This is a genomic window from Bifidobacterium sp. ESL0728 (assembly GCF_029392015.1).
GTDB lineage: Bacteria > Actinomycetota > Actinomycetes > Actinomycetales > Bifidobacteriaceae > Bifidobacterium.
In genome coordinates, this window is the sequence record NZ_CP113925.1 from 582,266 (window position 1) to 607,813 (window position 25,548).

18 protein-coding genes are annotated in these 25,548 nt (G+C 58.6%); 13 read left to right on the top strand and 5 right to left on the bottom strand.

Translation table 11 applies throughout. The features are described 5' to 3' along the window. Positions 1 to 109: 109 nt before the first annotated feature. The 8 genes from OZX67_RS01945 (at position 110) to OZX67_RS01980 (ending at position 9,682) form a co-directional block, all read left to right on the top strand. Positions 110 to 907 carry a DeoR/GlpR family DNA-binding transcription regulator gene (locus tag OZX67_RS01945; RefSeq protein WP_277143673.1) on the top strand — a complete coding sequence of 266 codons (798 nt, stop codon included), beginning with the start codon at positions 110 to 112 and terminating at the stop codon, positions 905 to 907. 218 nt (positions 908 to 1,125) lie between these two features. Continuing rightward, positions 1,126 to 2,379, top strand: a complete 1,254-nt coding sequence (galT, locus tag OZX67_RS01950) for a galactose-1-phosphate uridylyltransferase (RefSeq protein WP_277143675.1) — start codon at positions 1,126 to 1,128, stop codon at positions 2,377 to 2,379. Positions 2,380 to 2,469: 90 nt separating this feature from the next. Further along, positions 2,470 to 3,735 (top strand): galactokinase, encoded by a 1,266-nt coding sequence (gene galK / locus OZX67_RS01955; protein ID WP_277144835.1) that lies wholly within the window; start codon positions 2,470 to 2,472, stop codon positions 3,733 to 3,735. A gap of 292 nt (positions 3,736 to 4,027) precedes the next feature. Beyond that, entirely contained in the window at positions 4,028 to 5,242 is a 1,215-nt protein-coding gene (locus tag OZX67_RS01960; protein ID WP_277143677.1) for a thiolase family protein, read from the top strand. Beyond that, positions 5,239 to 6,507, top strand: a complete 1,269-nt coding sequence (locus OZX67_RS01965) for a hydroxymethylglutaryl-CoA reductase, degradative (RefSeq protein ID WP_277143680.1) — start codon at positions 5,239 to 5,241, stop codon at positions 6,505 to 6,507. Before OZX67_RS01960 ends, OZX67_RS01965 begins: the two co-directional genes overlap by 4 nt. Positions 6,508 to 6,539: 32 nt before the next feature. Further along, positions 6,540 to 7,748: a hydroxymethylglutaryl-CoA synthase gene (locus tag OZX67_RS01970; protein WP_277143682.1), complete on the top strand. Its 1,209-nt coding sequence runs from the start codon at positions 6,540 to 6,542 to the stop codon at positions 7,746 to 7,748. A gap of 282 nt (positions 7,749 to 8,030) precedes the next feature. Then, on the top strand, positions 8,031 to 8,303 hold the full coding sequence (locus tag OZX67_RS01975) for an ACT domain-containing protein (RefSeq protein WP_277143684.1): 273 nt from the start codon (positions 8,031 to 8,033) through the stop codon (positions 8,301 to 8,303). 14 nt (positions 8,304 to 8,317) lie between these two features. Further along, complete coding sequence (locus OZX67_RS01980; protein WP_277143686.1) at positions 8,318 to 9,682, top strand: PFL family protein; 1,365 nt, start codon at positions 8,318 to 8,320, stop codon at positions 9,680 to 9,682. A 224-nt stretch (positions 9,683 to 9,906) separates the two neighbouring features. Here the strand turns inward: OZX67_RS01980 and OZX67_RS01985 are convergent, their stop codons facing one another. Both OZX67_RS01985 and fucO read right to left on the bottom strand, forming a co-directional pair. Further along, positions 9,907 to 10,566: a tRNA (cytidine(34)-2'-O)-methyltransferase gene (locus OZX67_RS01985; RefSeq protein ID WP_277143689.1), complete on the bottom strand. Its 660-nt coding sequence runs from the start codon at positions 10,564 to 10,566 to the stop codon at positions 9,907 to 9,909. 226 nt (positions 10,567 to 10,792) lie between these two features. Continuing rightward, positions 10,793 to 11,950, bottom strand: coding sequence for a lactaldehyde reductase (gene fucO / locus OZX67_RS01990; protein WP_277143693.1), 1,158 nt, complete (start codon positions 11,948 to 11,950; stop codon positions 10,793 to 10,795). 221 nt (positions 11,951 to 12,171) lie between these two features. Between fucO and OZX67_RS01995 the strand changes: the two genes are divergently transcribed. After that, positions 12,172 to 13,212: an A/G-specific adenine glycosylase gene (locus OZX67_RS01995; RefSeq protein ID WP_277144837.1), complete on the top strand. Its 1,041-nt coding sequence runs from the start codon at positions 12,172 to 12,174 to the stop codon at positions 13,210 to 13,212. 295 nt (positions 13,213 to 13,507) lie between these two features. Continuing rightward, positions 13,508 to 14,368 carry a hypothetical protein gene (locus OZX67_RS02000; RefSeq protein WP_277143695.1) on the top strand — a complete coding sequence of 287 codons (861 nt, stop codon included), beginning with the start codon at positions 13,508 to 13,510 and terminating at the stop codon, positions 14,366 to 14,368. Positions 14,369 to 14,493: 125 nt separating this feature from the next. Here OZX67_RS02000 and OZX67_RS02005 read toward each other — a convergent pair whose 3' ends face one another. Continuing rightward, positions 14,494 to 15,660 (bottom strand): FAD-dependent oxidoreductase, encoded by a 1,167-nt coding sequence (locus OZX67_RS02005; RefSeq protein ID WP_277143697.1) that lies wholly within the window; start codon positions 15,658 to 15,660, stop codon positions 14,494 to 14,496. Between the two features lie 235 nt (positions 15,661 to 15,895). On the opposite strand from OZX67_RS02005, the gene OZX67_RS02010 reads away from it, so the two are divergent. After that, positions 15,896 to 16,066, top strand: a complete 171-nt coding sequence (locus OZX67_RS02010; protein WP_277144839.1) for a DUF234 domain-containing protein — start codon at positions 15,896 to 15,898, stop codon at positions 16,064 to 16,066. 139 nt (positions 16,067 to 16,205) lie between these two features. Here OZX67_RS02010 and rhuM (OZX67_RS02015) read toward each other — a convergent pair whose 3' ends face one another. Together rhuM (OZX67_RS02015) and rhuM (OZX67_RS02020) are read right to left on the bottom strand one after the other, a co-directional pair. Further along, entirely contained in the window at positions 16,206 to 16,571 is a 366-nt protein-coding gene (gene rhuM, locus OZX67_RS02015; protein WP_277143699.1) for a RhuM family protein, read from the bottom strand. A gap of 37 nt (positions 16,572 to 16,608) precedes the next feature. Then, positions 16,609 to 17,010: a RhuM family protein gene (gene rhuM, locus OZX67_RS02020; RefSeq protein WP_277143701.1), complete on the bottom strand. Its 402-nt coding sequence runs from the start codon at positions 17,008 to 17,010 to the stop codon at positions 16,609 to 16,611. Between the two features lie 586 nt (positions 17,011 to 17,596). On the opposite strand from rhuM (OZX67_RS02020), the gene rpoB reads away from it, so the two are divergent. After that, positions 17,597 to 21,163 (top strand): DNA-directed RNA polymerase subunit beta, encoded by a 3,567-nt coding sequence (gene rpoB / locus OZX67_RS02025; protein ID WP_277143703.1) that lies wholly within the window; start codon positions 17,597 to 17,599, stop codon positions 21,161 to 21,163. Between the two features lie 120 nt (positions 21,164 to 21,283). Beyond that, a complete protein-coding gene (locus OZX67_RS02030) occupies positions 21,284 to 25,372 on the top strand; it encodes a DNA-directed RNA polymerase subunit beta' (protein ID WP_277143705.1) in 4,089 nt (1,362 codons plus the stop codon). The last annotated feature ends 176 nt before the right edge of the window (positions 25,373 to 25,548 follow it).

Below are 25,548 nucleotides of genomic sequence, written 5' to 3' on the forward strand. Positions count from 1 at the left end.
TTTGAAACGTGATAGCGCAGACCATTAAAATGTTCAGTTTTGGTAAACCTACCATATGAAACGCTCAAGTGGGTTTGTTTGATGCTCATATTTGTGCGATAATGTTCATATGATTTCGTCACAACGTCAGCATCTGATTCTTAGCAGACTTCGTACCCGAGGTGCGGTACGTATCACCGCGCTCTCCAAAGAACTCGGCGTTTCGGCCATGACGGTGCGTCGCGATATCGCGGATCTCGCGGACAAAGGCTTGCTCAAACGCGTCCACGGCGGTGCGGTGACCACGAGCACATTGCTCAGCGAACCCCTGTTTTCCGTCAAGTCCCAGATGGACATCGGACTCAAGGATTCCATTGCGCAGGAGGCCGTCAAATACGTCTCGCCCGGCGACGTGATCGCCATCGGCGGCGGCACGACGTCCTATATCTTTGCGCAGCATCTGCTGGAAAGCCAGCGCGCGAGTAATATCACCATCCTCACCAACTCGATTCCGGTGGCGGAACTGGTGCAGGCGTTGGAATCGAAGGACGTCGAGGTCATCGTCACCGGCGGTGTGATCACCCGGTCGAACTCGCTGGTCGGCCCGATTTCCGACAAGGTTATCGAATCGCTTCGCGTCAATACCGTATTTCTGGGCACGCATTCCGTCTCGATACCGCGAGGTTTCCTCATGCCGAACTCGCTTGAGGCCGCCACCGACATGGCCATGATGGACATCGCCGACAGGACCATCATCCTGACCGACCACACCAAATGGAGCTGCACCTCGCTTTCGCTCTTCGCCCGCTTCGACCAGGTCGACACCCTCATCACCGACGACGGGCTCGACCCGACATCGGCCGAGGAGACACGCAAACTCGTCAAGCATCTGGTCCTTACCAAAGGTCCGGGTCAGGTCGAGGAGTAAAAGTTCCGCGATTTGTGGGCAGGAGAGTTGCGGCGTTACAGCTGCGGTCTGAAAGGTCGACAATGAGCAGCAGGACGGTATGAACGCTATGAGTGCTACTGGCGGTGCGAACAGAAATCATTTGGCAAATATTTGAAAATATAGGATGCCGGCGGCAATCGCCTTGAAAAGCGAAAGCCTATGGCCTGATGACATGAAAACCTACGCAAAGGAAAGCAATGAAGCAGCAGGAATTCAAGTATTATCACCCCGGAAAATATGCGTCTGAGCATATCCGCATCACGCCGACGACGCTGGCGGACGGACGCGATTTCTTCTATCTTGACGACGATCCGGAATATGTTTCCGGCGCGAAAACCCGCGAGCTTAAAGACCCGCGTCTGCTAGCTGACCGCTTTGCGCCGCATCGTGACGCCGACGGCCACGAAGTGCCGTATGCCGAGCCGATCATGCGCCGCGATCCGCTGACCGGCGACTGGATTCCGATGGCGGCGGCTCGTATGAACCGGCCGATCACCGCAGGGCCGGGCGCCACGGCCAAAGGCAACCCGCTCGCCGCACGCAAGCCCGGCGACCCCTATCAGGACGGGGAAGTGCCCGACACCGATTACGACGTGGTCATCTTCGAGAACCGTTTCCCCTCGATGGTGCAGGTACCTGGTGTGCCGAACGTGGTTTCCTACGTCGACGGTAATCCGCTTTTCGAGCAAAGGCCTGCGGCCGGACGCTGCGAGGTCATCTGCTTCGATCCGAACGAAAACGGTCTGCCTGCCGACCTGCCGGTTTCGCGTCTGCGCACGGTCGTTGAGGCATGGGCCTTCCGTACGGCCGAAATCTCCCATATGGACGGCATTGAGCAGATCTTCCCCTTCGAGAACCACGGCGCGGAAATCGGCGTCTCGCTGGCGCATCCGCACGGCCAGGTCTACTGCTATCCGTTCATTCCGCCGAAGATGGAAACCGAACTCAAACACACGCAGGCATATTTCGAGAAGACCGGCGGCAATCTTCTGCGCGACATCATGAACGCCGAGATGTCTGCCGGAACCCGCGTCGTGATGCGCAATTCCAGCTGGGTCGCCTACGTTCCCGCCGCCGCGCGCTGGCCTTTGGAGGTTCACGTGGCCCCGGTTCGCGACGTCAAGACCATTGACGAGCTCAACGATCAGGAACGCTGGGATCTCGCCTCGATGTATTCGCATCTGCTGCGCCGTGGCAACGCCTTCTTCGACAAGGGCGACGGCAAAGGCATGGATCTGCCGTATATTTCTGCCTGGCATCAGGCGCCAATTCACGACAGGCGCCGCGAGAACTACCGGCTCAACCTGCAGTTCTTCTCATTTCGCCGCGCCACCAACAAGATCAAGTATCTGGCCGGGAGCGAATCGGGCATGGCCGCGTGGGTTTCGGACACGACACCGGAACGTATCGCCGCCCGTTTCCAGGAACTCGGCCCGATCGACATCGACTGAGCCTGATTCTGTATTACGTCTATGTCGTAACAACCGTCATTGCCGTTATCGTCAGCAAACTTATTTCATGGAGGAAATCAAATGAGCAATATCAGGGACGTCCAATATCTTGAGCCGCTTGATGCCAAGGATGCCGTCGGCGAGGTCGCCGAGCTCTTTGTCGATACGTTCAACGAGGCCCCTGCCGGCGTGTGGTCGGCGCCGGGACGCGTGAATCTGATCGGCGAGCACACCGACTACAACGCCGGGCTTTGCCTGCCCATCGCCCTGCCGTACCGCACGTTCATCGCCGTCGCCCCCAAGGAGAGCGGCGTGGTGCGCGTCGTCTCCAGTTTCGGTGATCGCAAGCCGGTGATCGTTGATCTCGATGGTCTCAAGGCCCGTGACGTCGACGGCTGGGCCGCCTACCCGATCGGCGTGGCTTGGGCGCTGCGCGAGGCCGGTTTTGACGCGGTAAAAGGCTTCGACGCCGCGTTCGTCTCGTGCGTGCCGGTCGGTGGCGGGCTGAGCTCGTCGGCCGCGATGACCTGCTCGACGGCGCTCGCACTCGACGACATCTACAAGCTCGGCTTCGGCGGCAGCGATTCAGGCCGTGTCACGCTGATTGCGGCCGCAATGAAGGCCGAGAACGACATGGCCGGAGCTTCGACCGGAGGACTCGACCAGAACGCTTCGATGCGCTGCACCGCCAACCATGCGCTGCTTCTGGATTGCCGCCCGGAGCTCGATGCGCTGCACAGCGTCTCGCAGCAGCCGTTCGATCTGGATTCGCTGGGGCTGGAGCTTTTGGTTGTCGATACGCAGGCAAGCCACCAACTCAACGACGGCCAGTACGAGGCTCGCCGCAGTATGTGCGAACAGGCGGCGAAGACGCTTGGCGTTGAAAACCTGCGGGTAATCGCCGACAGAATTTCCCAGAGCGCAGGTGACGACGCCGATGCCGTGCAGGCCGCGCTGCAGGAAGTGCTCGACAAGCTGCCGGATGAGACGATGAAGAAGCGTGTGCGCCACGTTCTCACCGAGATCTGGCGTGTGCCCGAATTTGTGAGTGCGTTCGCGGCCGGGGATGTCAAGAAGGCCGGGAGTCTCTTCAACGCCTCCCACGATTCGCTGGCCAAGGACTACGAGGTCACCGTCCCCGAGCTGGATGTGGCGGTCGACGTCGCACGCAAGCACGGCGCATACGGTGCCCGTATGACCGGAGGCGGTTTCGGCGGATCCATCATCGCACTGGTCGACAAAGGCCAGGGGCATGCCATCGCCCAGGCCATCGCCGATGAGTTTGCGCATCAGGGCTTCCATGCCCCACGCGCTTTGGCGGCTGTCGCCTCGGATTCCGCACATAAAGAGGCATGAACCCAATCAATACTATAAATGCGATAAGTGAACCTAAATTGTAACGATATTGCAAACATAAAGTATGTATTGTCGTACAAATTTACGATAATTCCGCAGAAGTTGTGATGAACCTGCGATATGCGTAAAGGGGCTGTGAACGCTGGTGGAGATAGCGTCACAGCCCTTTTGCGTTGCTGCGATCCTCGCCTAATCTGGCAAGCGCTAGGAGGATTGTGCGTATGCGTTTGCGGGATTTTGGTTTGACGCGGTTCAGCGGTTTTGGTGACTTCGGATTTGTTGGAGCCGTTCGATGAACGGGGCGCAGGTTCGGCAAGATTGTGCGATAAGTGGCGGCAAGACGCGGATCAATGATGACGACGTGGTCATTGCCGCTTCGTGGCGTACGGGGACCGGCAGATTCCGCGGCGCGTTGAGCGGCATGAGCGCGGTGGAAATGGCGACCGATCTGGTCAAACGCGGATTGCGGTGTTCCGGTCTGTCCGCTGACATCTTTGATCAGGTGATTCTGGGCAACGTGCTCGGTACCGGTTCCAAACAGAACGTGGCACGGCAGGTGCAGCTCGGCGCGGGTATGCCGATCACCGGCACGGCTATGACCATCAACCAGGTCTGTGGTTCCGGGCTCAAGGCCATTCGCCTGGCCCAAAGCGCCATCGCGATGGGCGATGCCAGCGTGGTGCTCGCCGGCGGCGCGGAAAGCATGTCGAATGCGACCGCTTTCGCGCGACGTGTCGGCAAAAACGAATTTGACTTCAATCACTGGCACGACACGTTGCATTATGATGCGCTCAACGATGCCTTCGGCGATTATGCGATGGGGGTCACCGCCGAAAACCTTGCGCAACGTTTCGGTGTGGGGCGTGAGGTGTTGGACCAATATGCGGTTGATTCGCAGCGCAAGGCTTCTACGGCTTGGGATGCCGGTTGTTTTGACGACGAAGTCCTGCCGGTCGGTGGCCTTGAACGAGACGAGACCATGCGGCCGGGCACGAGCATGGAGGGGCTGGCCAAGCTCAAGCCGGTTTACGATTCCGACGGTATCGTCACTGCTGGTAATACATCGCCGTTAAGCGATGGGGCGGCGGTGATGGTGGTCACCACGATGGCCAAGGCACGTGAGCTGGGACTGAAGGCGCAAGCGGTGATTCGCGGATACGCCGAAGTCGGCTACCGGCCCGATCAGATGGGTTATGCCACGATTCCGGCCATCAAGAAGGTGCTGGAACGCTGCGCACAACGCGTTTCCGACATCGACTTGTACGAAGTCAACGAGGCGTTTGCTACCCAAGCATGGCTGACGCGCGAGCAGCTGGGCATCGACCCGGCGCGTTACAACATTTCCGGCGGCGCGCTCGCACTGGGGCATGCGCTGGGAGCTTCCGGGGCCAGAATATTGACCACGCTGGTTCATAATCTGCGCCGCACAGGCAAGTCCCTCGGCGTTGCGGCGCTGTGCGTTGGCGGCGGGCAAGGCGTGGCCATGGAAGTGGAGAACATACGATGACGAAATTCTATGAGCTTTCCACTGCGAATCGGCTCGCGCAATTACGTGCCGAAGACTCGATCGATGATGACGACCTGCGTGTTTTGACCGACGAACCGGCGTTGCCGACCGCGGTGGCCGCGAATATGGTGGAAAACCAGATCGGCAATTTTCCGGTCCCGCTCGGCCTGGCCGACCATTTTGTCATCGACGGCGAGGCATTGCGGGTCCCGATGGCCGTCGAGGAACCGTCCGTAATCGCCGCCGCCAGTAACGCCGCGCAACGCATCGCCCGCGCCGGCGGTTTTCGTACGTCCATACGCCGTGACGGTATCATCGCGCAGATCGTGTTTACCGGTATTCCCGCCAGTCCCGAGGTTTTGCAAATGTTTGTACGCGAGCACGAAGCGGAAATCCGCAAGGTCGCGCACAACGCGCACCCAAGTTTGCAGACGCACGGGGGAGGGTTGCGCAAAGTCAGCGTTTCTGCGTCGGCAGAAGGGTTCGAGGAAATCGACCTGCTGATTGACCCGGGCGACGCGATGGGTGCCAACGTGGTCAATACGATCGCCGAAGCCGTCGCAAAGTATTGTGCCGAGCGGCTTGATGGGCTCGACCTGCTGATGGCGATACTTTCCAACAAAACCGAAAACCAGCGTGCGCGTTCCGAGGCGCGTATCGATTTCGGCAATCTGCCCACCCGGGATATGGACGGCGAGGAAGTCGCGCATCATATCGTCGCGGCGGCCCGGTTCGCCGAGGTCTCGCCGCTGCGCGCGGCCACACACAATAAGGGCATCATGAACGGCATCAACGCCGTGGTGCTGGCGACCGGCAACGACACCAGAAACATCAGCGCCGCTGCCTACGCAGATTTGAACGAGCAACGCAAAACTTGGACGAAATGGTCCATCGACGAGGAACGTCGTCAGCTGGTCGGCCATATCGATATCCCTCTGCCGCTCGGCAGTGTGGGCGGTGCGATGTCGACGCTGCCGATGGCCAAACTCAGCCTGAAGCTGCTGCACAACCCTGACGCTTCGCGGCTTATGGGCATCGTCGCCAGCGTCGGTCTTGCCTCCAACCTTTCGGCCATGCGGGCGCTCGTGACGCGCGGCATTCAAGAGGGCCACATGAATCTGCAGTTCAAAAGCCTGGCGATGTCCGCCGGAGCAAAGCCGGACGAGCTGGAACAAGTGGTCGCCGCGCTTCGTGCCGATTCGTCTAATGCCAGCTTGGAAACAGCGACAAGTCTGCTCAATCAAATGCGTAATACATTGAAGTAATTTCAATAAAACAAACACGGAACGAACAAATCATGATGCCAGAAAACAATGCAACCAACGGAACCGACAATATCAAGGTCGGCATTGACAAAATCAACTTCTACACGCCCAACCACTATCTCGACTTGGTCGATTTGGCTGAAGCCCGCGGTGTGGATCCGAACAAATACCTCATCGGCATTGGGCAGAGCAGGATGTCGGTCGCCGCGCTCGACCAGGACATCGTCGCCATGGCCGCCAATGCCGGCGAGCCGATGCTTACCGATACCGAACGGCAGGAAATCGGCCTGCTGATTGTCGCCACCGAAAGCGGCATCGACCAGTCCAAAGCCTCGGCACTGTTTGTACAAGACCTGCTGAGGCTCACCGCCAATCTCCGCGCCATCGAAATCAAGGAAGCCTGCTACGGCGCGACCGCCGGCATCCAGCTCGCCTGTGATTACGTACGCAGCCATCCTGGCCGCAAAGCGCTCGTCATCGCCTCCGACATCGCACGTTATGGCCTCGATACGCCTGGCGAAGTGACACAGGGAGCAGGTTCGGTGGCGATGCTTGTTACCCGCGACCCGGTGATTCTCGCCATCGAGCCGGAATCGCTCTACGAAAGCCGTAGCACCGGTGACTTCTGGCGGCCGAACTATTCGACCGTCGCCTTCGCGCGCGGCAAGTTCTCGGAGGAAATCTATGTCGGCATGTTCGAGGAACTTTGGGACAAAGCGCAGGCGCAGGGCGTGGCCAATCCCGAAACCCTGCAGGCGCTGCTTTTCCATATCCCGTTCTCGAAAATGGGACGCAAAGGTTTGCGGACGCTGGGCAATGGCAAAATCGCCACGGCTGATTACGCACGTCTGACCGAGCGTTTCGAGCAGAGTATCGTCTATGGCAAAGAGGTCGGCAATATCTATACCGGCTCGATTTATCTTGCCCTGCTTTCGCTACTCGAAAACGATAAAAGCCTTAAACCCGGAGATCGCATCGGGCTTTTTTCCTACGGTTCCGGTTCTGTTGCGGAACTTTATTTCGGGACGCTGCAGCCCGGATACCGCGAGCGTTTGGATACCGACGGTCATCGCGCTTTGCTTGATGTTCGCGAGCGTCTGAGCATGAGCGAATACGAGGCGATGTTCAGTGCGGAACTGGTCACCAACGGAACCGAGCAGGATTTGGGTCGCAGTGACCCGAGCGCCGCCGCCCCGCACTATCTGGCAGGTGTCAAAGACCACGAACGCCAGTATCGCTGAGACTGGCCGTTGATGATGATGGAATGACACTGATGGATTACAGTTGGAAGCGGCAAAACCTTCGCAAGTGTGGTATTGATGGCTGGTCGTGCGAATAGTTTTCTGGTTGGTTGCGTAAGCGGTTACTCGGCTTGCTGCCCGGCCGGTTAGGCAATTGATATATTCTGCTATTTTCTATTATTCCGGACGCTATTGTCGTGGAAACCAGCCCTTCATTTATACTGGGAGTCGGTATGGCGTGCGTTCGTCATCGGTGGTTTCAAATCGGTTTAAGGGGTTCCCATGGATAAAGCGGTCATTACGGTGGTCGGGCAGGACACGGTCGGTATCATCGCGCAGGTCTGCACTTACCTTTCGCAGCACAAGGTCAATGTTCTCGACATCTCGCAGACCATCATCGACGGGTTCTTCAACATGATGATGATCGTCGACTATGGCAAGTCCGACGAGGAATTCTCGGCGCTGGTCGATGGCCTTGAAACGCTCGGCGACAAGATTGGCGTGCATATCCGCTGCCAACGCGAGGAAATCTTCACGAAGATGCACCGCGTCTGATGGGGGAGCGAACAATGCTGAACATTATGGAGGTCCGCGAGACCAATGAAATGATCGAGCAGGAAAAGCTCGACGTGCGCACCATCACCATGGGCATTTCGCTGCTCGACTGTGCCGATTCGGACGTGGAGACGGTCTGCGAGAACATCTACAACAAGATTACCGATAAGGCGCGTGATTTGGTGAAGGTGGGCAAGGCCATCGAGCGCGACTTCGGCATCCCGATTGTCAACAAGCGCATCACCGTCACCCCGATTGCGCTGGTGGGCGCAAGCTCCTGCAAGTCGCCGGAGGACTTTGTCAAGATCGCCCATGCGCTCGACCGTGCGGCCAAAAAAGTCGGCGTCGACCTGATCGGTGGCTACACGGCGTTGGTCTCCAAGTCGATGACACCCGCCGAACGCATGCTCATCGACTCGATTCCGCAAGCGTTATCGCAAACCGATATCGTCTGCTCGTCGGTCAATGTCGGTTCCACCAAGACCGGCATCGATATGGATGCCGTGGAACTCTTGGGCCACGTCGTCAAAGACACCGCCTACGCCACGCGCAGCAACGACAGCTATGGTTGCGTGAAATTCGTGGCCTTCTGCAACGCCCCGGACGACAACCCGTTCATGGCTGGCGGCTTCCACGGGGTCACCGAAGGTGATGTGGTCGTCAATGTCGGTGTCTCCGGGCCCGGTGTGGTTTCGCGCGCGCTCGACCAAGCCAAGGGCAAGGATTTCGAATTCCTGTGCGAGACCATCAAACGTACCGCCTTCAAGATCACCCGCGTCGGTCAGCTCGTTGCGCAGGAAGCCTCGAAGCGGCTCGGCGTGCCTTTCGGCATCATCGATCTGTCGCTCGCACCTACTGCCGCAGTCGGCGATTCGGTGGGCGAGGTTCTGGAGAAGATCGGGCTTGACCAGGTCGGTGCTCCCGGCACCACCGCGGCGCTCGCGATGCTCAACGACCAGGTCAAGAAGGGCGGCATCATGGCCTCTTCTTACGTCGGTGGACTTTCCGGCGCGTTCATTCCGGTCTCCGAGGACAAGAACATGATTGACGCCGCCGCCTCAGGCTGCCTCACCATCGAAAAGCTCGAAGCGATGACCTGCGTCTGCTCGGTCGGCCTTGATATGATTGCCATTCCGGGAGAGACCACGGCCTCCACGATTTCCGGCATCATCGCCGACGAAGCCGCCATCGGCATGGTCAACCAAAAGACCACCGCCGTGCGTGTCATTCCGGTCTATGGCAAAGGCGTGGGAGAAGTGGCCAATTTCGGCGGCCTGATGGGCTATGCCCCGATTATCCCGGTCAATCAGACTTCGTGTGAGGCTTTCGTGACCCGTGGTGGTCGCATCCCCGCCCCAATCCACAGTTTCAAGAACTGAGCGTTGCGAATGGGATATTAAGGACTAAATACCGTAATTGATAAGATTGGGCCGCTGAAGATAATCAGCGACCCAACTTCGCTAAATAGAAGACGAAACGATAATGAAAACGCCCTATCAGTGAAGCCCAACGAGGCGAAGCTTTGAAGACCCGGGCTGATGCCCCGAGGTGAGACGACTCCAACCGACAGGTCAAATATATCAGGTTAAAGGCTGATTCTCAATTATTCCCCGCCTTGGAAACCAAGCTGGCGCCACGCCTCGTAGATGGCGATGGAAGCGCAGTTGGTGAGGTTGAGGCTGCGCAGACTCGGACGCATCGGCAGGCGCACCTGCTCGGCGACGTGGGGGCCGGCCATGATGTCCATCGGATCGGGAATATTGCCCGGCTCCGGGCCGAAAAGCAGAATGTCGGTCGGACGATATTGCACGTCCGTGTAAAGCTTGGTGGCGTGCGCGGTGAACGCGATGATGCGCGAGTTCGGCATGGATTTTACGAGGTCATCGAAATCGGGGTGCAGCACGACGTGGGCCATGTCGTGGTAATCGAGGCCGGCGCGGCGCAGTTTCGTGTCTTTCAGGTTGAAACCGAGCGGCTCGATCAGATGCAGAATCGTCCCGGTCACGGCGCACAGGCGAATCGCGGAGCCGGTGTTACCGGGAATTCGCGGGGAATAGTAGCACAGGTGCGGCGTCACCGTCTTGGCCTCGCCCGCATCCTTGGCGCTCATCATCGCGTCAACTACGCTGATCGGGTTGCCGTGGGCGTCGGTGACGAGCTCGTCCGGCCCGTAATTGGACTTGCGGTAACCATACTCGTACATATCGGTGACTTTGTTCTCCGGATTACCGGCGTTTTCCGTTGTGTTCGCTGCGTCTGTCATAGTTCAAAACTATCTCCGCGAACCGACACCGAAAGGATCCACGGGTTATTCCACCGGAGGATAGGCGCTGAACGCGACGCTTGAAACTTTTCATCGTTGCGTTTGGCACAAAGCGATCCTGCATGGCAGAAGCCCGCCGAGGTTGTCGACGGGCTTTAATGCAATAACCAATTTCACGTGTTTTCACACGTTCGCAGAGGCTGAATGCATCTCTATGAATGGTTCCTTACATCAGGCTCTCATAGATGGCGCGGATTTCGGCCTTGGTGGGCTTGCGCGGGTTGCCACCGGTGCAGACGTCCTTGAAAGCGTTCTCGGTCAGACCGTCGATGTCGCTTTCCTTGGCACCGACCTCGCTGATGGTGGTCGGGTTGCCGAGGTCGACGGTGAGCTTGTGGATCCTCTGTACGGCCTCTTCGCGAACCTCATCGATCGAGCGGTCGGGGTTGTAGGAATCCTGGTCGCCGAAGGCGTGGGCGATGGCGCGATACTTCTCGCCGGTGTAGTCCTTGTTGTATTCCATCACGGGCGCGAGCAGGATGCCGTTCGCCACGCCGTGCGCGACGCCGAGCAGACCACCCAAGGCGTGGGCCATGCCGTGCACGAGGCCGAGGCCGACGTTGGAATACGCCATGCCGGTGATATAGGAAGCGTAGGCCATCTTCTCGCCGGCCTCGACGTCGCCGTCGGCGGACTTGGCCAGGTTCGCTGCGATCATGCGAATCGTCTGCAGCGAGAGGCAATCGGAAAGTTCCCAGGCGCCCGGGGTGACGAAGCCCTCGATGGCATGGGTCAGGGCGTCGAGGCCGGTGGCCACCTTGAGGCTGCGCGGCATCGAATCGGTCATGTCCGGGTCGACGAAGGCGACCAGCGGGATGTCATGCGGGTCGACGGCCACAAACTTGCGCTTCTTGGCGGTGTCGGTGACCACGTAGTTGATGGTCGTCTCCGAAGCCGTTCCGGCGGTGGTGGGTACGCCGAAAATCGGGATGGACGGGTTTTTGGTGGAGGCGGTGCCTTCCAGCGAAAGCACGTCGGCGAACTCCGGGTTCGCGGCGATGATGCCGATGCCCTTGCAGGTGTCTTGCGGCGATCCGCCGCCCAGCCCGATCAGGAAGTCGGCGCCGGCGGTCTTGAACTTCGCCACGCCGTCCTGAATGCACTCCACAGGCGGGTTGGGCTTGACGTTGTCGAAGATTTCATAAGGCATGCTAGCAGCATCGAGCACGTCGGTGACCTTCTTGACCGTTCCGGTCTTGAGCAGCACCGGATCGGTGACGATGAAGGCTTTTCTGAAGCCATGTGCCTTGGCGACGTTCGGGATTTCCTTGATCGCGCCGCGCCCGAAGTAGGCTTCCTGATTGAATATCATACGATACACCATTGTTCACTCCTTATATGTTTTGTGATATAAATCACAACATTATTCATTATAATGTCTTATTTTCATTTTTCCTGTGAACGCTAACAGGATGATGGTTCCCGCTGCTGTAGCGGCGTCAAGGCAGAATGGTCGGAATGTTGAAGGAGGATATGGCTATGACAAAACCCGCCGAAAGTTCACGTGAGGTGGTCGAGGGCTTTGACGCCGCCGAACTTGAAACGATGAAGCAGGAGCTCTTCTCGTGGTGGGACGAAAACGCGCGCGATCTGCCGTGGCGGTTCGGCCGCACGACGCCGTGGGGAATCCTCATTTCCGAAGTAATGAGCCAGCAGACGCAGATGAGCCGCGTGGTGCAGTACTGGACTAATTGGATGGAAGTATGGCCGGATGCCGAAAGTTTGGCCAGGGCAAGTACGGCCGAAGTCATCACCGCGTGGGGCAGGCTTGGTTATCCTCGGCGTGCGTTGCGGCTTCAGGAATGTGCCAAGGTGGTCGCCGAACAATACCGCAACGAACTCCCGAAAACGTATGACGAACTTATCGCGCTGCCTGGTATCGGCGACTACACGGCCAGCGCGGTGATGAGCTTTGCGTTCGGTGAGCGCATCGCCGTGCTAGACACCAACGTCCGCCGCGTGCTTTGGCGTACGTTCAAGGGTGAGGAATCCTTCGGAGGCGCCACCAAATCTGAGGAGCGCAAGCTTGCCAACGCCGTGCTGCCGCAAGACCCCAAGGAAAGCGTGATCTGGAACGAGGCGCTGATCGAGCTGGGCGCGTTGGTCTGCACCGCCAAGAACCCGAGGATTGACGAGGACCCGTGGGCCTCGCACAGCCGTTTCTACGCCGCCGGCTGCCCTCACATGGGGGAGAAGCGCACCCGCCCGCGCCAGAGTTTCAAGGGCACGAACCGTCAGGTGCGCGGCATCGTGCTGAACGCGTTGCGTGCGCTCGCAAATTCGGATGCTGCCGATGTTGCCGGTAACCCCGGTAATACCGGCAATTTCCGTAATTCCGATAACGTCAGTAATGCCGGTGCTGCTGATAACACACGTAATGCCGGTGCTGCTGATAACGGCAGCAATAACGTTACCGCCGGTAATACCGGCAATGCTGCTAAAACCCGTAAAACCGCCTCGCTTTCGCGCCCCGAAGTCGAAAACCTCTGGCCCGATCAGATCCAGCTCGACGCCTGCATCGCCAGCCTTGACGAGGACGGTCTGATAGAAATCGGCTCGGACGGTTCTCTGAGCCTGCCCATCTGAATCCAATGATGATGAGCATGAGTGGTCAAAAGCCAGATCGGGCTGGCTTAAGTTGACCATATGCTTGGTCGTTCGGTCGTGTTCAGCCGTTCGGTTGCGCTGGATAGCGTATGTATCCTGCTGCTGACAAGACAATAGTGCGAAGAAACGTATGTTTTGGCGGTTCAAAACGTACGAAAACTAGCGGTATATAGACGAAACCGACAGAACCACGTGCGCATTGCAATTGATGATCGGTTCGTGAAGCCAGCGGAATGGACGCCGAATTCAGCCGCGACGTTTACACTGGGGTGCTATGACCTCTCAGCAACCGCAGAAGCGCAGGAACAAGCGCCAGCCCAGCAAGGAGATGCAGCGCGTCTATCTTCGCCGCCGCATCGTCGTGGGTGTGGTCGCTCTGGTACTTCTGGCGCTGATCGGGTTCGGCATCTATGCGCTCGCGACCAAGGTTATTGCCACATATGGCGGGCATGGTGGGCAGTCCGCTTCAAGCTCGGTTTCCAGCAATCATAAAAAGGCACCGGCCAAGAAAACAGAAAAGTCCGATAATGATAAAAATAATCAGGCCAACCAGAGCGGTGTCAGGAAATGCGGCGCGAAAGACGTCAAACTGGAACTGAGCCCCGCTTCGCAAAGTGTGGAGCTCGGCGGTTCGTTGGACTTCAAGGCGACCATTCGTTACGAGGGTAGTGATTCCTGCGTGGTCGACGCTTCGAACGCCTCGCGTATCCTGACGATTTCATCGATTTCTGATGCCGGTTCAGGCGCGAGTTCAAACTCCGGCTCAGGTTCCGATGGCGGGAACGGTTCCGGCGCGAAATCGGGCTCGAATTCGAAATCGGGCTCCAAGTCCGGTTCGTCTTCAAAGACTAATTCAGATTCAGATGATGACAGTGACGCTGATCAGACTTCCAACGCCGATACCGGTGACACCATCTGGAGTTCGGCTGCCTGCCCTGCCGATCCGCGCAATCTGCTCATGGCCAAAGGCGACAAGGACGTGCAGAAAATCACCTGGCCGGCAGACAAGACCGGCGCCACCTGCGTTCCCGATGACCAGCTTCCGCGTGTCCGTCGCGGCACCTACTTGGCCCAGCTGAGTCTCAAAGGCCATCCTGGCGTGAAAAGCGAAAAGGTTCCGGTTATCGTCAAATAAGCGGTAATACGTCTTGAATAATTGAGGTATGCCTGAAATTCGAATAATCCGGAACCGTGAATGGTCGAACCTTCCAACGGCCCAAGGCCCCGAATGATCGCGAATTGCTTGAGGCCGAAGTATGCCTAGACGATGGAGTCCCTGAAATATTTGTTCATCCTGTTGATGAGCAGTCGTACCTTGGCCCCCTTGAGCCGGGTGTAGTTGCCTTTGGAATCCTCAAGTTGGGCGACGCCCGAGTGCGGACCGAGCGGCAGAATCGTGCCGTAGGGTTTGAAAACGAACCTGTAGGTGCGGCCGCCGTTGAGCAGGGAGACGAGGTTGGAGACCGCGCAATCCGCCTGTTGGATGGCGAGCTGGGCACTGGCAGGGTAGACGCGGCCGGTTTCCGGGTTCGGCACAGCCGAAACGTCGCCGATTACGAATTCGCGTGGCCAGCCCCCGTCGGCTTCGACCACCGACAGGTCGTCGCGAACGATGACACGGTTGAATTTCTGCGCATAGCCCGAGATCGGAACCACTCCGCTACCCCGGATTCCGGCAGCCCAGACGATGGTGTTGGCGTGGAATGACTGATTGCCGGCGAACACGGTGCCCGGCTCGACTTTCGTGACACGCGAAGAGCCATGGAAGATGACGTTGCTGTTCTGCAGGTCCTCCAGGATCCATTCCGTGAGTTTGGGGTCGAAACGATAGAGAGGCTTGGGATTGGAGGCGAAACAGTGGACTTCGAATTTATCGGCTGGTATGCCGAATTTTTTCGCCAGGTCCGGTAGCTGATGCACCAGCGCGGCTATGAAGGCGACGGCGGAGAACCCGTCGCCGCACACCGCGATGCGCAGATCGTAAGGGTTTCGGCTGATGCGATAATCCGTGAGCACCCGTTCGATATGGCTGTGCGCGATCATGGCGTCGTTGAGCGTGATAAGCGGGAGTACGTTGCCGGTCGCTCCCGGAACTTCGTACGTCGAGGGCGCCCCGCCCAGCGCGTTGATGAGGTAATCGTAGAAGACCAGTCCATTGTTTCGCAGTTCGACGGCCCTGATGTCATGGTCGATTCTCATCACTTCGTCGACGATGAGGCCCACCCGTGGATCAATGGTTTCGCGGAGGTTGAAGCTGATTTCGGACGGGTCGGTTCTTCCCACGGCCACTTCGTGCAGTCTTGCGGTGTCGTAGTGGTAAACATCCTTATTGACCAGCACGATTTCTGCGTTGGGTTGAAGCGCGAGGAGCTGCTTCACCGCGTGCAGGCCCGCATAGCCCGCGCCAAGTACCATGATTCTTCTCATGAGGTCTTCCGATACAATCTAAATTCCCAGTAATTATCGCCCTGATATCAAATCTAATCATACTATGATACCTAAAGGTGCCAAGTTGATCGTTATCGACGTCATTTTATAAGATATATCACATTCGATTAATTATGTCGCGGCAATTCTTTGCGATTCTGGAATTAGGCATTTTATTTCGCGAAGCGCCTTCTGGCATCCCCGACTTTTCGTCTGTGCACTCTGCGGCCCCAACATCAACGAGATCGAGGCCGGCGACGGTGATCTCATCGTCCGGAGCACGGCGTTCGGCCCCTTGCTTGACACCTACGTGGGACAGGTGTTCGAGACCGTGAGCCTGCAATGGCTCGCACGCGCCAACCGCAGCAGGAAACTGCCCTGGCTCGCCACTTCGTTCGGGCTATGATGCGTTTCGTCGCAAACAGTGGAATCGTGATCTACTGAATCGAGATTCTATTGTTTGCGTATCGGCTTGGCAAATCATTCAAAAGATTTGCCAATAAAAAGGTATGGGGCAGAGGTTGCACGAACATCTTGGCTCGGTCCTATTTAGTGGTATTTACTTTATTCTGAACTTGTTTGACGAAACGATGAAAATCGGATTCCTGCGTTTTGTTGAATTTGCGGAACTCGTCTTTAACTTTTTGGTCAGCCTGCTTCTTGTTTCTACGGCCTTTGCCTTCCAGTGCTTTGCCGCCGGTCAGGGAAATATACTGTTCACAAAGCGCCGCGCAATCGGCCATCGTAGTGATGGTATGATTGCGAACCCTAAGTTCCGCCGCATCGAGAAAGCCCGACACCAGCTGATTGAGTTGGTCAATCTCGTCAGCATTCAGATAGTTCTTGGCGACCGTAACGTCACTTGAATGGATACGGCCGTCGGGTGATCCTTTCCAACTGGTCAGCCCCATATTTGGCTTAGAAGCATCGGCGCGTTCGTCGATGATTTTAAGCGGCGGTGTGTCCGTTCACTGCGTAATGGAAGCGGTTCTGGATATTGGCGAAGAAGTCGCGGGCAGTCTGCGATTTCGGGTCATAATCGACGCTGATATCTTGGAACAGATCCGTGACCTTCTGATAGAACCTTCGTTCGCTGGCACGGATGTCACGAATGCGGACAAGCAATTCATCAAAATAATCCTTGCCGAACTGTTGCCCGTTCTTGAGCATGTCGTCGTTGAGCACGAATCCCTTGACCACGTATTCCTTCAGCGTTGCCGTGGCCCACTGGCGGAATTTGGTGGCCTGCCTGCTATTCACCCGGTAGCCGACGGCGATGATGGCGTCGAGATTATAGAAAGTGATTTCCCTTCGAACCGTTCTGCCGCCTTCGTTTTGAACTGTTTCCATTTTGGAAACAGTTGCTTTTTCATCAAGTTCACCCTCTGCATATATATTCCCCAAATGTTTCGAGATAATCGGTATTTTGACACCAAATAGCTCAGCTATATTCTTTTGAGCCATCCAGAACGTCTCGTCTCGATACGTCACTTGCACCGGAACGTTCTGGCCTTCCTACTGATACAGGACTATCTCGCCTTGAGGCTGTTGCTGCGTGTCCTCTCCCATAAAATGTCACTCCTTCGATTTCCAGAATTCCTGCCGACTATTACATAATCGAGTTTATCGAAGTAAAGTTTTGCCTACGAATCCAAAACCTTGAATTTTTAAAAAATCAAGATTTCTTGATATTCCTGCGGATTTCTTCATTGTGCTGTTCTTCCCGTGCGGTTCGGAAGTGTCAGCTCACTTACGATGTGCCTGTGACATACTTGCCATATTGTCTTTCTTCCGTGTATAATGAATATTTTGCATAAGGTGTGTCATATTGCGGGCATGCTCTAACGACGAAGCGCCCGCGTAGTATAGCCGTTTGCGGCGCGTTTCCTCGATAAGAATATTGAATAAAGATCAAGCGAGCGATAAGGAACGTCCATTGGCTGAAAATAAGCTCAAGACGAACACCACACAAGTCATCGCACGCGCCGATGAGCACGACATCAAGTTGCATAAGGCGTCGGACCGTGTGAATTTCGGTTCCATCAGGGAACCCATCGATGTGCCCTACCTTCTGGGGGTGCAGACCGATAGCTTCGATTGGCTCATCGGTAACGCACGCTGGAAGAAGAAGGCCGAAGCCGACATCAAGGCCGGCACCAACAACGTGGCCCATACTTCCGGCCTGCAGGAAGTCTTCGAGGAGATCTCCCCGATCGAGAACTTCGCGCAGACCATGAGCCTGACATTCTCCGACCCGTACTTCGAGGAACCGCGTCATACGGTCCAGGAGTGCAAGGAGAAGGATTACACCTATTCCGCACCTCTCTATGTCAACGCGGAATTCGAGAACGGCGACACCGGCGAAATCAAGAGCCAGACCGTCTTCATGGGCGATTTCCCGCTGCAGACCCCGCACGGCACCTTCATCATCGGCGGCACCGAGCGCGTCATCGTCTCGCAGCTCGTGCGTTCCCCGGGCGTCTACTTCGATCGCACGCCGGACCGCACCAGCGACAAGGAAGTCTTCGGCGCGAAGATCATCCCGTCGCGCGGCGCATGGCTCGAGTTCGAGATCGACAAGCGTGACGTTTTGGGCGTGCGCGTCGACCGCAAGCGCAAGCAGTCCGCCATCGTCTTCCTCATGGCCATCGGCATGACCAAGGACGAGATCGCCAAGTCCTTCAAGGATTATCCGCTCGTGCTCGATGCCCTCGAAAAAGAGACCATCAACACGCAGGACGAGGCCCTGACCGACCTCTACCGCAAGATTCGCCCTGCCGACACCGCCACCCCGGAAGCCGGCAAGAACCTGCTGGAGTCCTTCTACTTCAACAACCATCGTTACGACCTCGCACGCGTCGGCCGCTACAAGATCAACCGCAAGCTCGGCCTTGAAGCCGATCCGACCGATCGCAGCCTCTCGCGCGAAGACATCATCGCCACCATCAAGTACCTCGTGGCGCTGCATGCCGGCGACAAGACCTTCCCTGGCAAGCGTGACGGCAAGAAGGTCGACCTTCGCGTCGAAACCGACGATATCGACCACTTCGGCAACCGTCGTATCCGCCAGGTCGGCGAGCTGATCCAGAACCAGCTGCGCACCGGCCTGAGCCGTATGGAGCGCGTGGTTCGCGAGCGTATGACAACTCAGGACGCCGAGGCCATCACCCCGCAGTCCCTGATCAACATCCGCCCCGTGAATGCGACCATCAAGGAGTTCTTCGGAACCTCCCAGCTCTCGCAGTTCATGGACCAGAACAATCCGCTTTCCGGCGTGACCAACAAACGTCGTCTCTCCGCGTTGGGCCCCGGCGGCCTTTCGCGCGACCGCGCCTCCATGGAGGTTCGCGACGTTCACCCGTCCCACTTCGGACGCATGTGCCCGATCGAATCCCCTGAAGGCCCGAACATCGGCCTTATCGGCTCGCTTGCGACCTTCGGCCGCGTCAATCCGTTCGGCTTCATCGAGACCCCGTATCGCAAGGTCGTCGATGGTCACGTCACCAATGACATCGAATACATGACCGCCGACCGCGATGCCGAACACGTCATCGCCCAGGCCAACCAGAAGCTGGACGAGAACGGCAACTTCGTCGAGAAGACCGCACTTGTGCGTGCAGGCGAGGACGAGGCCGTCGATGTGCCCGTCTCCGAAGTCGACTACATGGACGTCTCCCCGCGCCAGATGGTTTCCGTCGGCGCCTCGCTGATTCCGTTCCTGGAGCACGATGAGGGCCACCGAGCACTGATGGGCACCAACATGCAGCGTCAGGCCGTTCCGCTCGTCAAGAGTGAGCGTCCGCTGGTGGGCACCGGCGCCGAATGGCGCACCGCCTACGATTCCGGCGACACCATCCTGAGCGAGAAAGACGGCGTGGTCACCTACGTTTCCGCGGATATCATTCGCGTCACGAACGACGACGGAACCCAGTCGAGCTACAAGCTTGCCAAGTTCCAGCGTTCCAACCAGACCACCAATTACAACCAGGTTCCGCTGGTTCATGACGGTGAACGCGTCGAGCGCGGCAGCGTCCTGGCCGACGGCTCGGCCACCGAAAAGGGTGAGCTGGCCTTGGGCAAGAACGTGCTGGTCGCGTTCATGCCTTGGAATGGCTACAACTACGAGGACGCCGTCATCATTTCCCAGCGTCTGGTGAAGGACGACACCTATTCCTCGATCCACATCGAAGAATATGAAATCGACGCCCGCGACACCAAGCTCGGTGCCGAGGAAATTACCCGCGATCTGCCGAACGTCGGCGAGGAAGCGGTGGCCAACTTGGACGAGCGCGGCATCATCCGCATCGGCGCCGAGGTCGAGGCCGGCGACATCCTGGTCGGCAAGGTCACGCCCAAGGGCGAGACCGAGCTCACCCCTGAGGAGCGACTGCTCCGCGCCATCTTCGGTGAGAAGAGCCGCGAAGTGCGTGACACCTCGCTGCGTGTGCCTCACGGCGAGACCGGCACGGTCATCTCCATCAAGGAGATCACCCGCGACGAGGCCGAAGAGGACGGCGACGAGCTGCCGAACGGCGTCAATTCGATGATTCGCGTCTACATCGCCCAGCACCGCAAGATCACGGTGGGCGACAAGATGTCCGGCCGCCATGGCAACAAGGGCTGCATCTCCCGCATCCTTCCGGAAGAGGACATGCCGTTCCTGCCCGATGGCACCCCGATCGACATCATGTTGAACCCTCTGGGCGTGCCTAGCCGTATGAACCTGGGCCAGGTGCTGGAACTGCACCTGGGCTGGATCGCTCACGCCGGTTGGGACATCAAGCTCGACCCGGATCTCGAGGCCGAATGGAAGAAGTACGTGCCGCAGGGCGCCGAGCACGGCGACCCGGGTACTCCGGTGGCCACCCCCGTCTTCGACGGCGTGCGTCCCGATGTGATCCAAGGCCTGCTTCGCAGCACCCTTCCCGACCGCGACGGCAACAAGCTCGTGAGCGAAGACGGCAAGGCGACGTTGTTCGACGGTCGTACCGGCGAGCCCTTCCCGAAGCCGATTTCCGTGGGCTATATGTACATGCTCAAGCTGCACCACCTCGTGGACGACAAGATCCACGCGCGTTCCACCGGCCCGTACTCCATGATCACCCAGCAGCCGCTGGGCGGCAAGGCACAGTTCGGCGGACAGCGCTTCGGCGAGATGGAGGTGTGGGCCCTCGAGGCCTACGGCGCCGCCTACACGCTGCACGAGATGATGACCACCAAGTCCGATGACGTCGACGGCCGCGTGCGCGCCTACGGTGCCATCGTGAAGGGCGAGAACCTGCCGCCGGCCGGCATTCCCGAATCCTTCAAGGTGTTGCTTAAGGAAATGCAGTCCCTCTCGCTCAACGTCGAAGTACTCAACGCCGACGGCGTGGCCATCGACCTGAACGACGCGGAGGACGACCCTGTGGGCAACTCCAACGATCTCGGCTTCAACATTGGCGCCCGCCCGGACGCCTCGGCCAAGGACGATCAGGCGGCACCTCAGCCGGAATACCGCTAGAGGCAACGCTAAAAAACATACGGCTTAGCCCGGGGCTTGGCAAACAAATAATAGATAACCAAGCGAAGGCACGCCGGCCGAAAATCGTAATTGTTACCAATTGGAAGACAGGACAACATAGTGCTGGACGTCAACGCATTTGACAAACTGAGGATCGGACTCGCCACTACCGAGGACATCCACAAGTGGAGCTACGGCGAAGTCAAGAAGCCGGAAACCATCAACTATAGAACTTTGAAGCCCGAGAAGGACGGCCTGTTCGGAGAGCAGATCTTCGGACCGACCCGCGACTGGGAGTGCGCCTGCGGCAAATACAAGCGCGTCCGTTTCAAGGGCATCGTCTGCGAGCGCTGCGGCGTGGAGGTCACCAAATCCCGCGTCCGCCGCGAGCGCATGGGCCACATCGAGCTGGCCGCACCGGTAACGCACATCTGGTTCTTCAAGGGTGTGCCGAGCCGCTTGGGCTACCTGCTCGACATCGCTCCGAAGGACCTGGAGAAGGTCATCTACTTCGCGGCCTACATGGTCACGAGTGTGGACGAAGAGCAGCGCCAGCAGGATCTGCCGGATCTGCAGGACGAATTCGACACCGAGATCGCGCAGCTCAACAAGCGCCGCGACAACGAGATCGAGGAACGCGCCAAGAAGCTCGAAGCCGACATGGCGGAGCTTGAGGCGAGCGGCGATGCCAAGGGCAGCGCCAAATCCAAGATCCGCAACTCCGCCGAGCGCGAGATGGCGGCCATCCGCCAGCGTTACGACGATCAGGCGCAGCGTCTTGCTGCCGTGTTCGACCGCTTCAAGACCTTGAAGCCGGGCGACATGGAGGGCGACGTGGACCTGTGGCAGGAAATGGTCGACCGTTACGGCGATTATTTCGAAGGCTCCATGGGTGCCGAGGCCATTCAGAAGCGTCTGCGTGACTTCGACCTCGAAGGCGCCGCCAAGGAACTGCGCGAAGAGATCGACACCGGCTCCGGCCAGCGCAAGGCCCGCGCCCTGAAGCGCTTGAAGGTGGTCAACGCCTTCCTCACCACGGACAACAAGCCCGAGGCGATGGTGCTTAACGCCATTCCGGTCATTCCTCCGGATCTGCGCCCGATGGTGCAGCTCGATGGCGGCCGTTTCGCCACCTCCGACCTGAACGATCTTTATCGTCGTGTGATCAACCGCAACAACCGTTTGAAGAGGCTCATCGAGCTCGGCGCTCCCGAGATCATGCTCAACAACGAGAAGCGCATGCTGCAGGAAGCCGTCGACTCCCTGTTCGACAACGGCCGTCGTGGCCGCCCCGTCACCGGCGCTTCGAACCGCCCGCTGAAGTCCCTGAGCGACATGCTCAAGGGCAAGCAGGGCCGTTTCCGTCAGAACTTGCTCGGCAAGCGCGTGGATTATTCCGGCCGTTCCGTGATCGTCGTCGGCCCGTCCCTGCGTATGCACCAGTGCGGTCTGCCGAAGCCGATGGCCCTGGAGCTCTTCAAGCCCTTCGTCATCAAGAAGCTCGTGGATCAGAACTACGCGCAGAACATGAAGAGCGCGAAGCGCTTGGTCGACCGTCAGGATTCGTCCGTCTGGGACGTGCTTGAAGACGTCATCAGCGAGCACCCGGTGCTCCTGAACCGTGCGCCTACGCTGCATAGGCTCGGCATTCAGGCCTTCGAACCGATTCTGGTCGAGGGCAAGGCCATCCACCTGCCGCCGCTCGCCTGCGCCGCGTTCAACGCGGACTTCGATGGCGACCAGATGGCCGTCCACCTTCCGCTGAGCGTCGAGGCACAGGCCGAGGCCCGTTCCTTGATGATGGCTTCCGACAATATTCTGAAGCCGGCAGACGGCCACACCGTCACGATGCCGAGCCAGGATATGATTCTGGGCCTTTACTTCCTTTCCACCGTCGTGGAAGGTGCCAAGGGCCAGGGCCGTGTACTCGGAACACCTGAGGAACTGCGCATGGCCGTCGACCGCCACGACGTGGATGTGCAGGCCAAGGTGCTCGTGCGCCTGCCCAAGGACTTCGTGCTCCCCACCGATTGGGAACCCGGTGAATTGAAGGTCACCGACCCTGAGCCGGGCAGCCCCGATGTGGTCAAGGAAGAGCGTTTCAAGGACGGTTCCTACCTCTTCGCCACTTCTTACGGCCGCCTGAAGTTCAACGAGACCCTGCCTGTCGATTACCCGTTCATCAATGAGCAGGTCGCCAAGGGCAAGCTCTCCACGATCGTCGACGACATCGCCACGCGTTACTCCACCGCTCAGGTGGCCGCCACGCTGGACGCCCTGAAGGATCTCGGCTTCACCCGCGCTCCTTGGTCGGGCGTCACGATGTCCTTCTCCGACATCGTCGAGCCGCCGGAACGTCTCTCGATCATCCACGACTACGAAGGCCAGGCCGACAAGGTCAACGACCAGTACGACATGGGTCTGTTGACCGAAGAGGAACGCCGTCAGGAGCTCATCAACCTGTGGACCGAATGCACCGACAAGGTCGCGGACGCCATGCGCGATAACTTCAAGGACGACAACAACGTCAACATCATGGTGCAGTCCGGAGCCCGTGGCAACTGGATGCAGATTCGCCAGATCTCCGGTATGCGAGGCCTGGTGGCAAACCCGAAGGGCGAGATTATTTCCCGCCCGGTGAAGTCCAACTACCGTGAAGGCCTCTCCGTCTTGGAGTACTTCATCTCCCAGCACGGCGCCCGTAAGGGCCTGGCCGATACCGCGCTTCGTACCGCGGAATCGGGCTACCTGACCCGTCGTCTCGTCGACGTGGCCCAGGAGGTCATCGTTCGCGAAGAGGACTGCGGCACCAAGAAGGGTCTGGCAATCAAGATCGCCGACCGCGATGAGGACGGCAATCTCGTGCTCGTCAAGGACGCGGACGGCGGCCCCTACTCCCGTCTGCTGGCCGAAGATGTCATCGACCCGAAGGACGGCAAGACCGTGCTTTACAAGCGCGATGACGCCATGTCCATGGACGTGCTGCGCGACATGGTCGCTCACGGCGTCGAAGAGGTCAAGGCCCGTTCCGTGCTGACCTGCGAGTCCAAGCGCGGCGTGTGCGCGAAGTGCTATGGCTGGTCGCTGGCCACCAATCGCTTGGTCGATGTCGGCGAAGCCGTCGGCGTCGTCGCGGCGCAGTCCATCGGCGAGCCTGGCACGCAGCTTACGCTTCGTTCCTTCCACTCCGGCGGCGTCGCTTCCGCTTCCGATATCACCCAGGGTCTTCCCCGTGTCACCGAGCTTTTCGAGGCGCGTACGCCTAAGGGCGAGGCGCCGATTACGGAATACCCGGGCACCGTCAAGGTCGAGGATTCCGACCACGGCCGCCAGGTCACGCTGACCCCGGACGATACGACCATCGACCCGATCACCTACCCGGTGACCCGTCGCGCGCCGCTTCTGGTCAAGGACGGCGACCACGTCGACACCGGCACCCAGCTGATCGAAGGCTCCGTCGATCCGAAGAAGATTCTTCGCATCTTGGGACCCCGCGCAGCGCAGGTCAACATCGTCGAGGGCGTGCACGACGTGTACCGCTCCCAGGGCGTGGATATCCACGACAAGCACCTCGAGGTCATCGTCCACCAGATGCTTCGCCGCATCACGGTGATCGATTCCGGCACCACGAGCCTCTTACCCGGCGAGCTGGTCGACCAGTCCAAGTTCCGCGACGCCAATATGAAGGCCGTGAAGGAAGGCGGCAAGCCTGCTGCCGGTCGTCCGGAGCTCCTGGGCATCACCAAGGCTTCGCTGGCCACCGATTCCTGGCTCTCCGCCGCTTCGTTCCAGGAGACCACCCGTGTCTTGACGGAGGCTGCTTTGGAGCAGAAGTCCGACGAGCTCAAGGGCTTGAAGGAGAACGTCATCATCGGCAAGCTCATCCCTGCCGGCACCGGCCTTGCGCGTTATCGCAACGCGACGGTCGAACCCGACAAGGCCATCCGCGACACCATCTACCCGAACTTCGGCTTGGGCGGAGATACCGCTGGCACCGACTTCGGCGAGGGTGGCATGGACGATATGGACTTCTCCAATATCGACTTCGGCGACCTGAAGCTCGGCGACGACTTCAACCCCGATGACTTCCTCAACGATCAGGGCGGAGCAACTGAGCTCGGTGGAGACACCGATTTCGGTGCAGGCTCCGGCACTGACACCAACACAGGAACCGGAACCGGAACCGACAGTTCCGCCTCGCAGGCCTAATCTGTGGGTCAGTTGATCTCAAAAGCCGTGTAGTTCAGACGGCTGGATTTGTCCCGATGCGTTAGCGCGCACCGGGACAAATTCGTATCTATGTCCCGTTGGTCGCAGGTCGTGCCCCTGACAGATCATTGAGTGCCTCTGCACGCGTGTTTTGGACGTGAAAAATCAACGTCGAC

What these genes read in the sequence shown, in the direction of transcription:
- fucO (WP_277143693.1), bottom strand. Translation starts at nt 11,950, where the DNA reads ATGGTGTATCGTATGATATTCAATCAGGAAGCCTACTTCGGGCGCGGC.
- galT (WP_277143675.1), top strand. Translation starts at nt 1,126, where the DNA reads ATGAAGCAGCAGGAATTCAAGTATTATCACCCCGGAAAATATGCGTCT.
- OZX67_RS01980 (WP_277143686.1), top strand. Translation starts at nt 8,318, where the DNA reads ATGCTGAACATTATGGAGGTCCGCGAGACCAATGAAATGATCGAGCAG.
- rhuM (WP_277143701.1), bottom strand. Translation starts at nt 17,010, where the DNA reads ATGGAAACAGTTCAAAACGAAGGCGGCAGAACGGTTCGAAGGGAAATC.
- OZX67_RS01975 (WP_277143684.1), top strand. Translation starts at nt 8,031, where the DNA reads ATGGATAAAGCGGTCATTACGGTGGTCGGGCAGGACACGGTCGGTATC.
- OZX67_RS02000 (WP_277143695.1), top strand. Translation starts at nt 13,508, where the DNA reads ATGACCTCTCAGCAACCGCAGAAGCGCAGGAACAAGCGCCAGCCCAGC.
- OZX67_RS01995 (WP_277144837.1), top strand. Translation starts at nt 12,172, where the DNA reads ATGAAGCAGGAGCTCTTCTCGTGGTGGGACGAAAACGCGCGCGATCTG.
- OZX67_RS01985 (WP_277143689.1), bottom strand. Translation starts at nt 10,566, where the DNA reads ATGACAGACGCAGCGAACACAACGGAAAACGCCGGTAATCCGGAGAAC.
- OZX67_RS01965 (WP_277143680.1), top strand. Translation starts at nt 5,239, where the DNA reads ATGACGAAATTCTATGAGCTTTCCACTGCGAATCGGCTCGCGCAATTA.
- OZX67_RS01960 (WP_277143677.1), top strand. Translation starts at nt 4,028, where the DNA reads ATGAACGGGGCGCAGGTTCGGCAAGATTGTGCGATAAGTGGCGGCAAG.
- OZX67_RS02005 (WP_277143697.1), bottom strand. Translation starts at nt 15,660, where the DNA reads ATGAGAAGAATCATGGTACTTGGCGCGGGCTATGCGGGCCTGCACGCG.
- OZX67_RS01970 (WP_277143682.1), top strand. Translation starts at nt 6,540, where the DNA reads ATGATGCCAGAAAACAATGCAACCAACGGAACCGACAATATCAAGGTC.
- OZX67_RS01945 (WP_277143673.1), top strand. Translation starts at nt 110, where the DNA reads ATGATTTCGTCACAACGTCAGCATCTGATTCTTAGCAGACTTCGTACC.
- rhuM (WP_277143699.1), bottom strand. Translation starts at nt 16,571, where the DNA reads ATGGGGCTGACCAGTTGGAAAGGATCACCCGACGGCCGTATCCATTCA.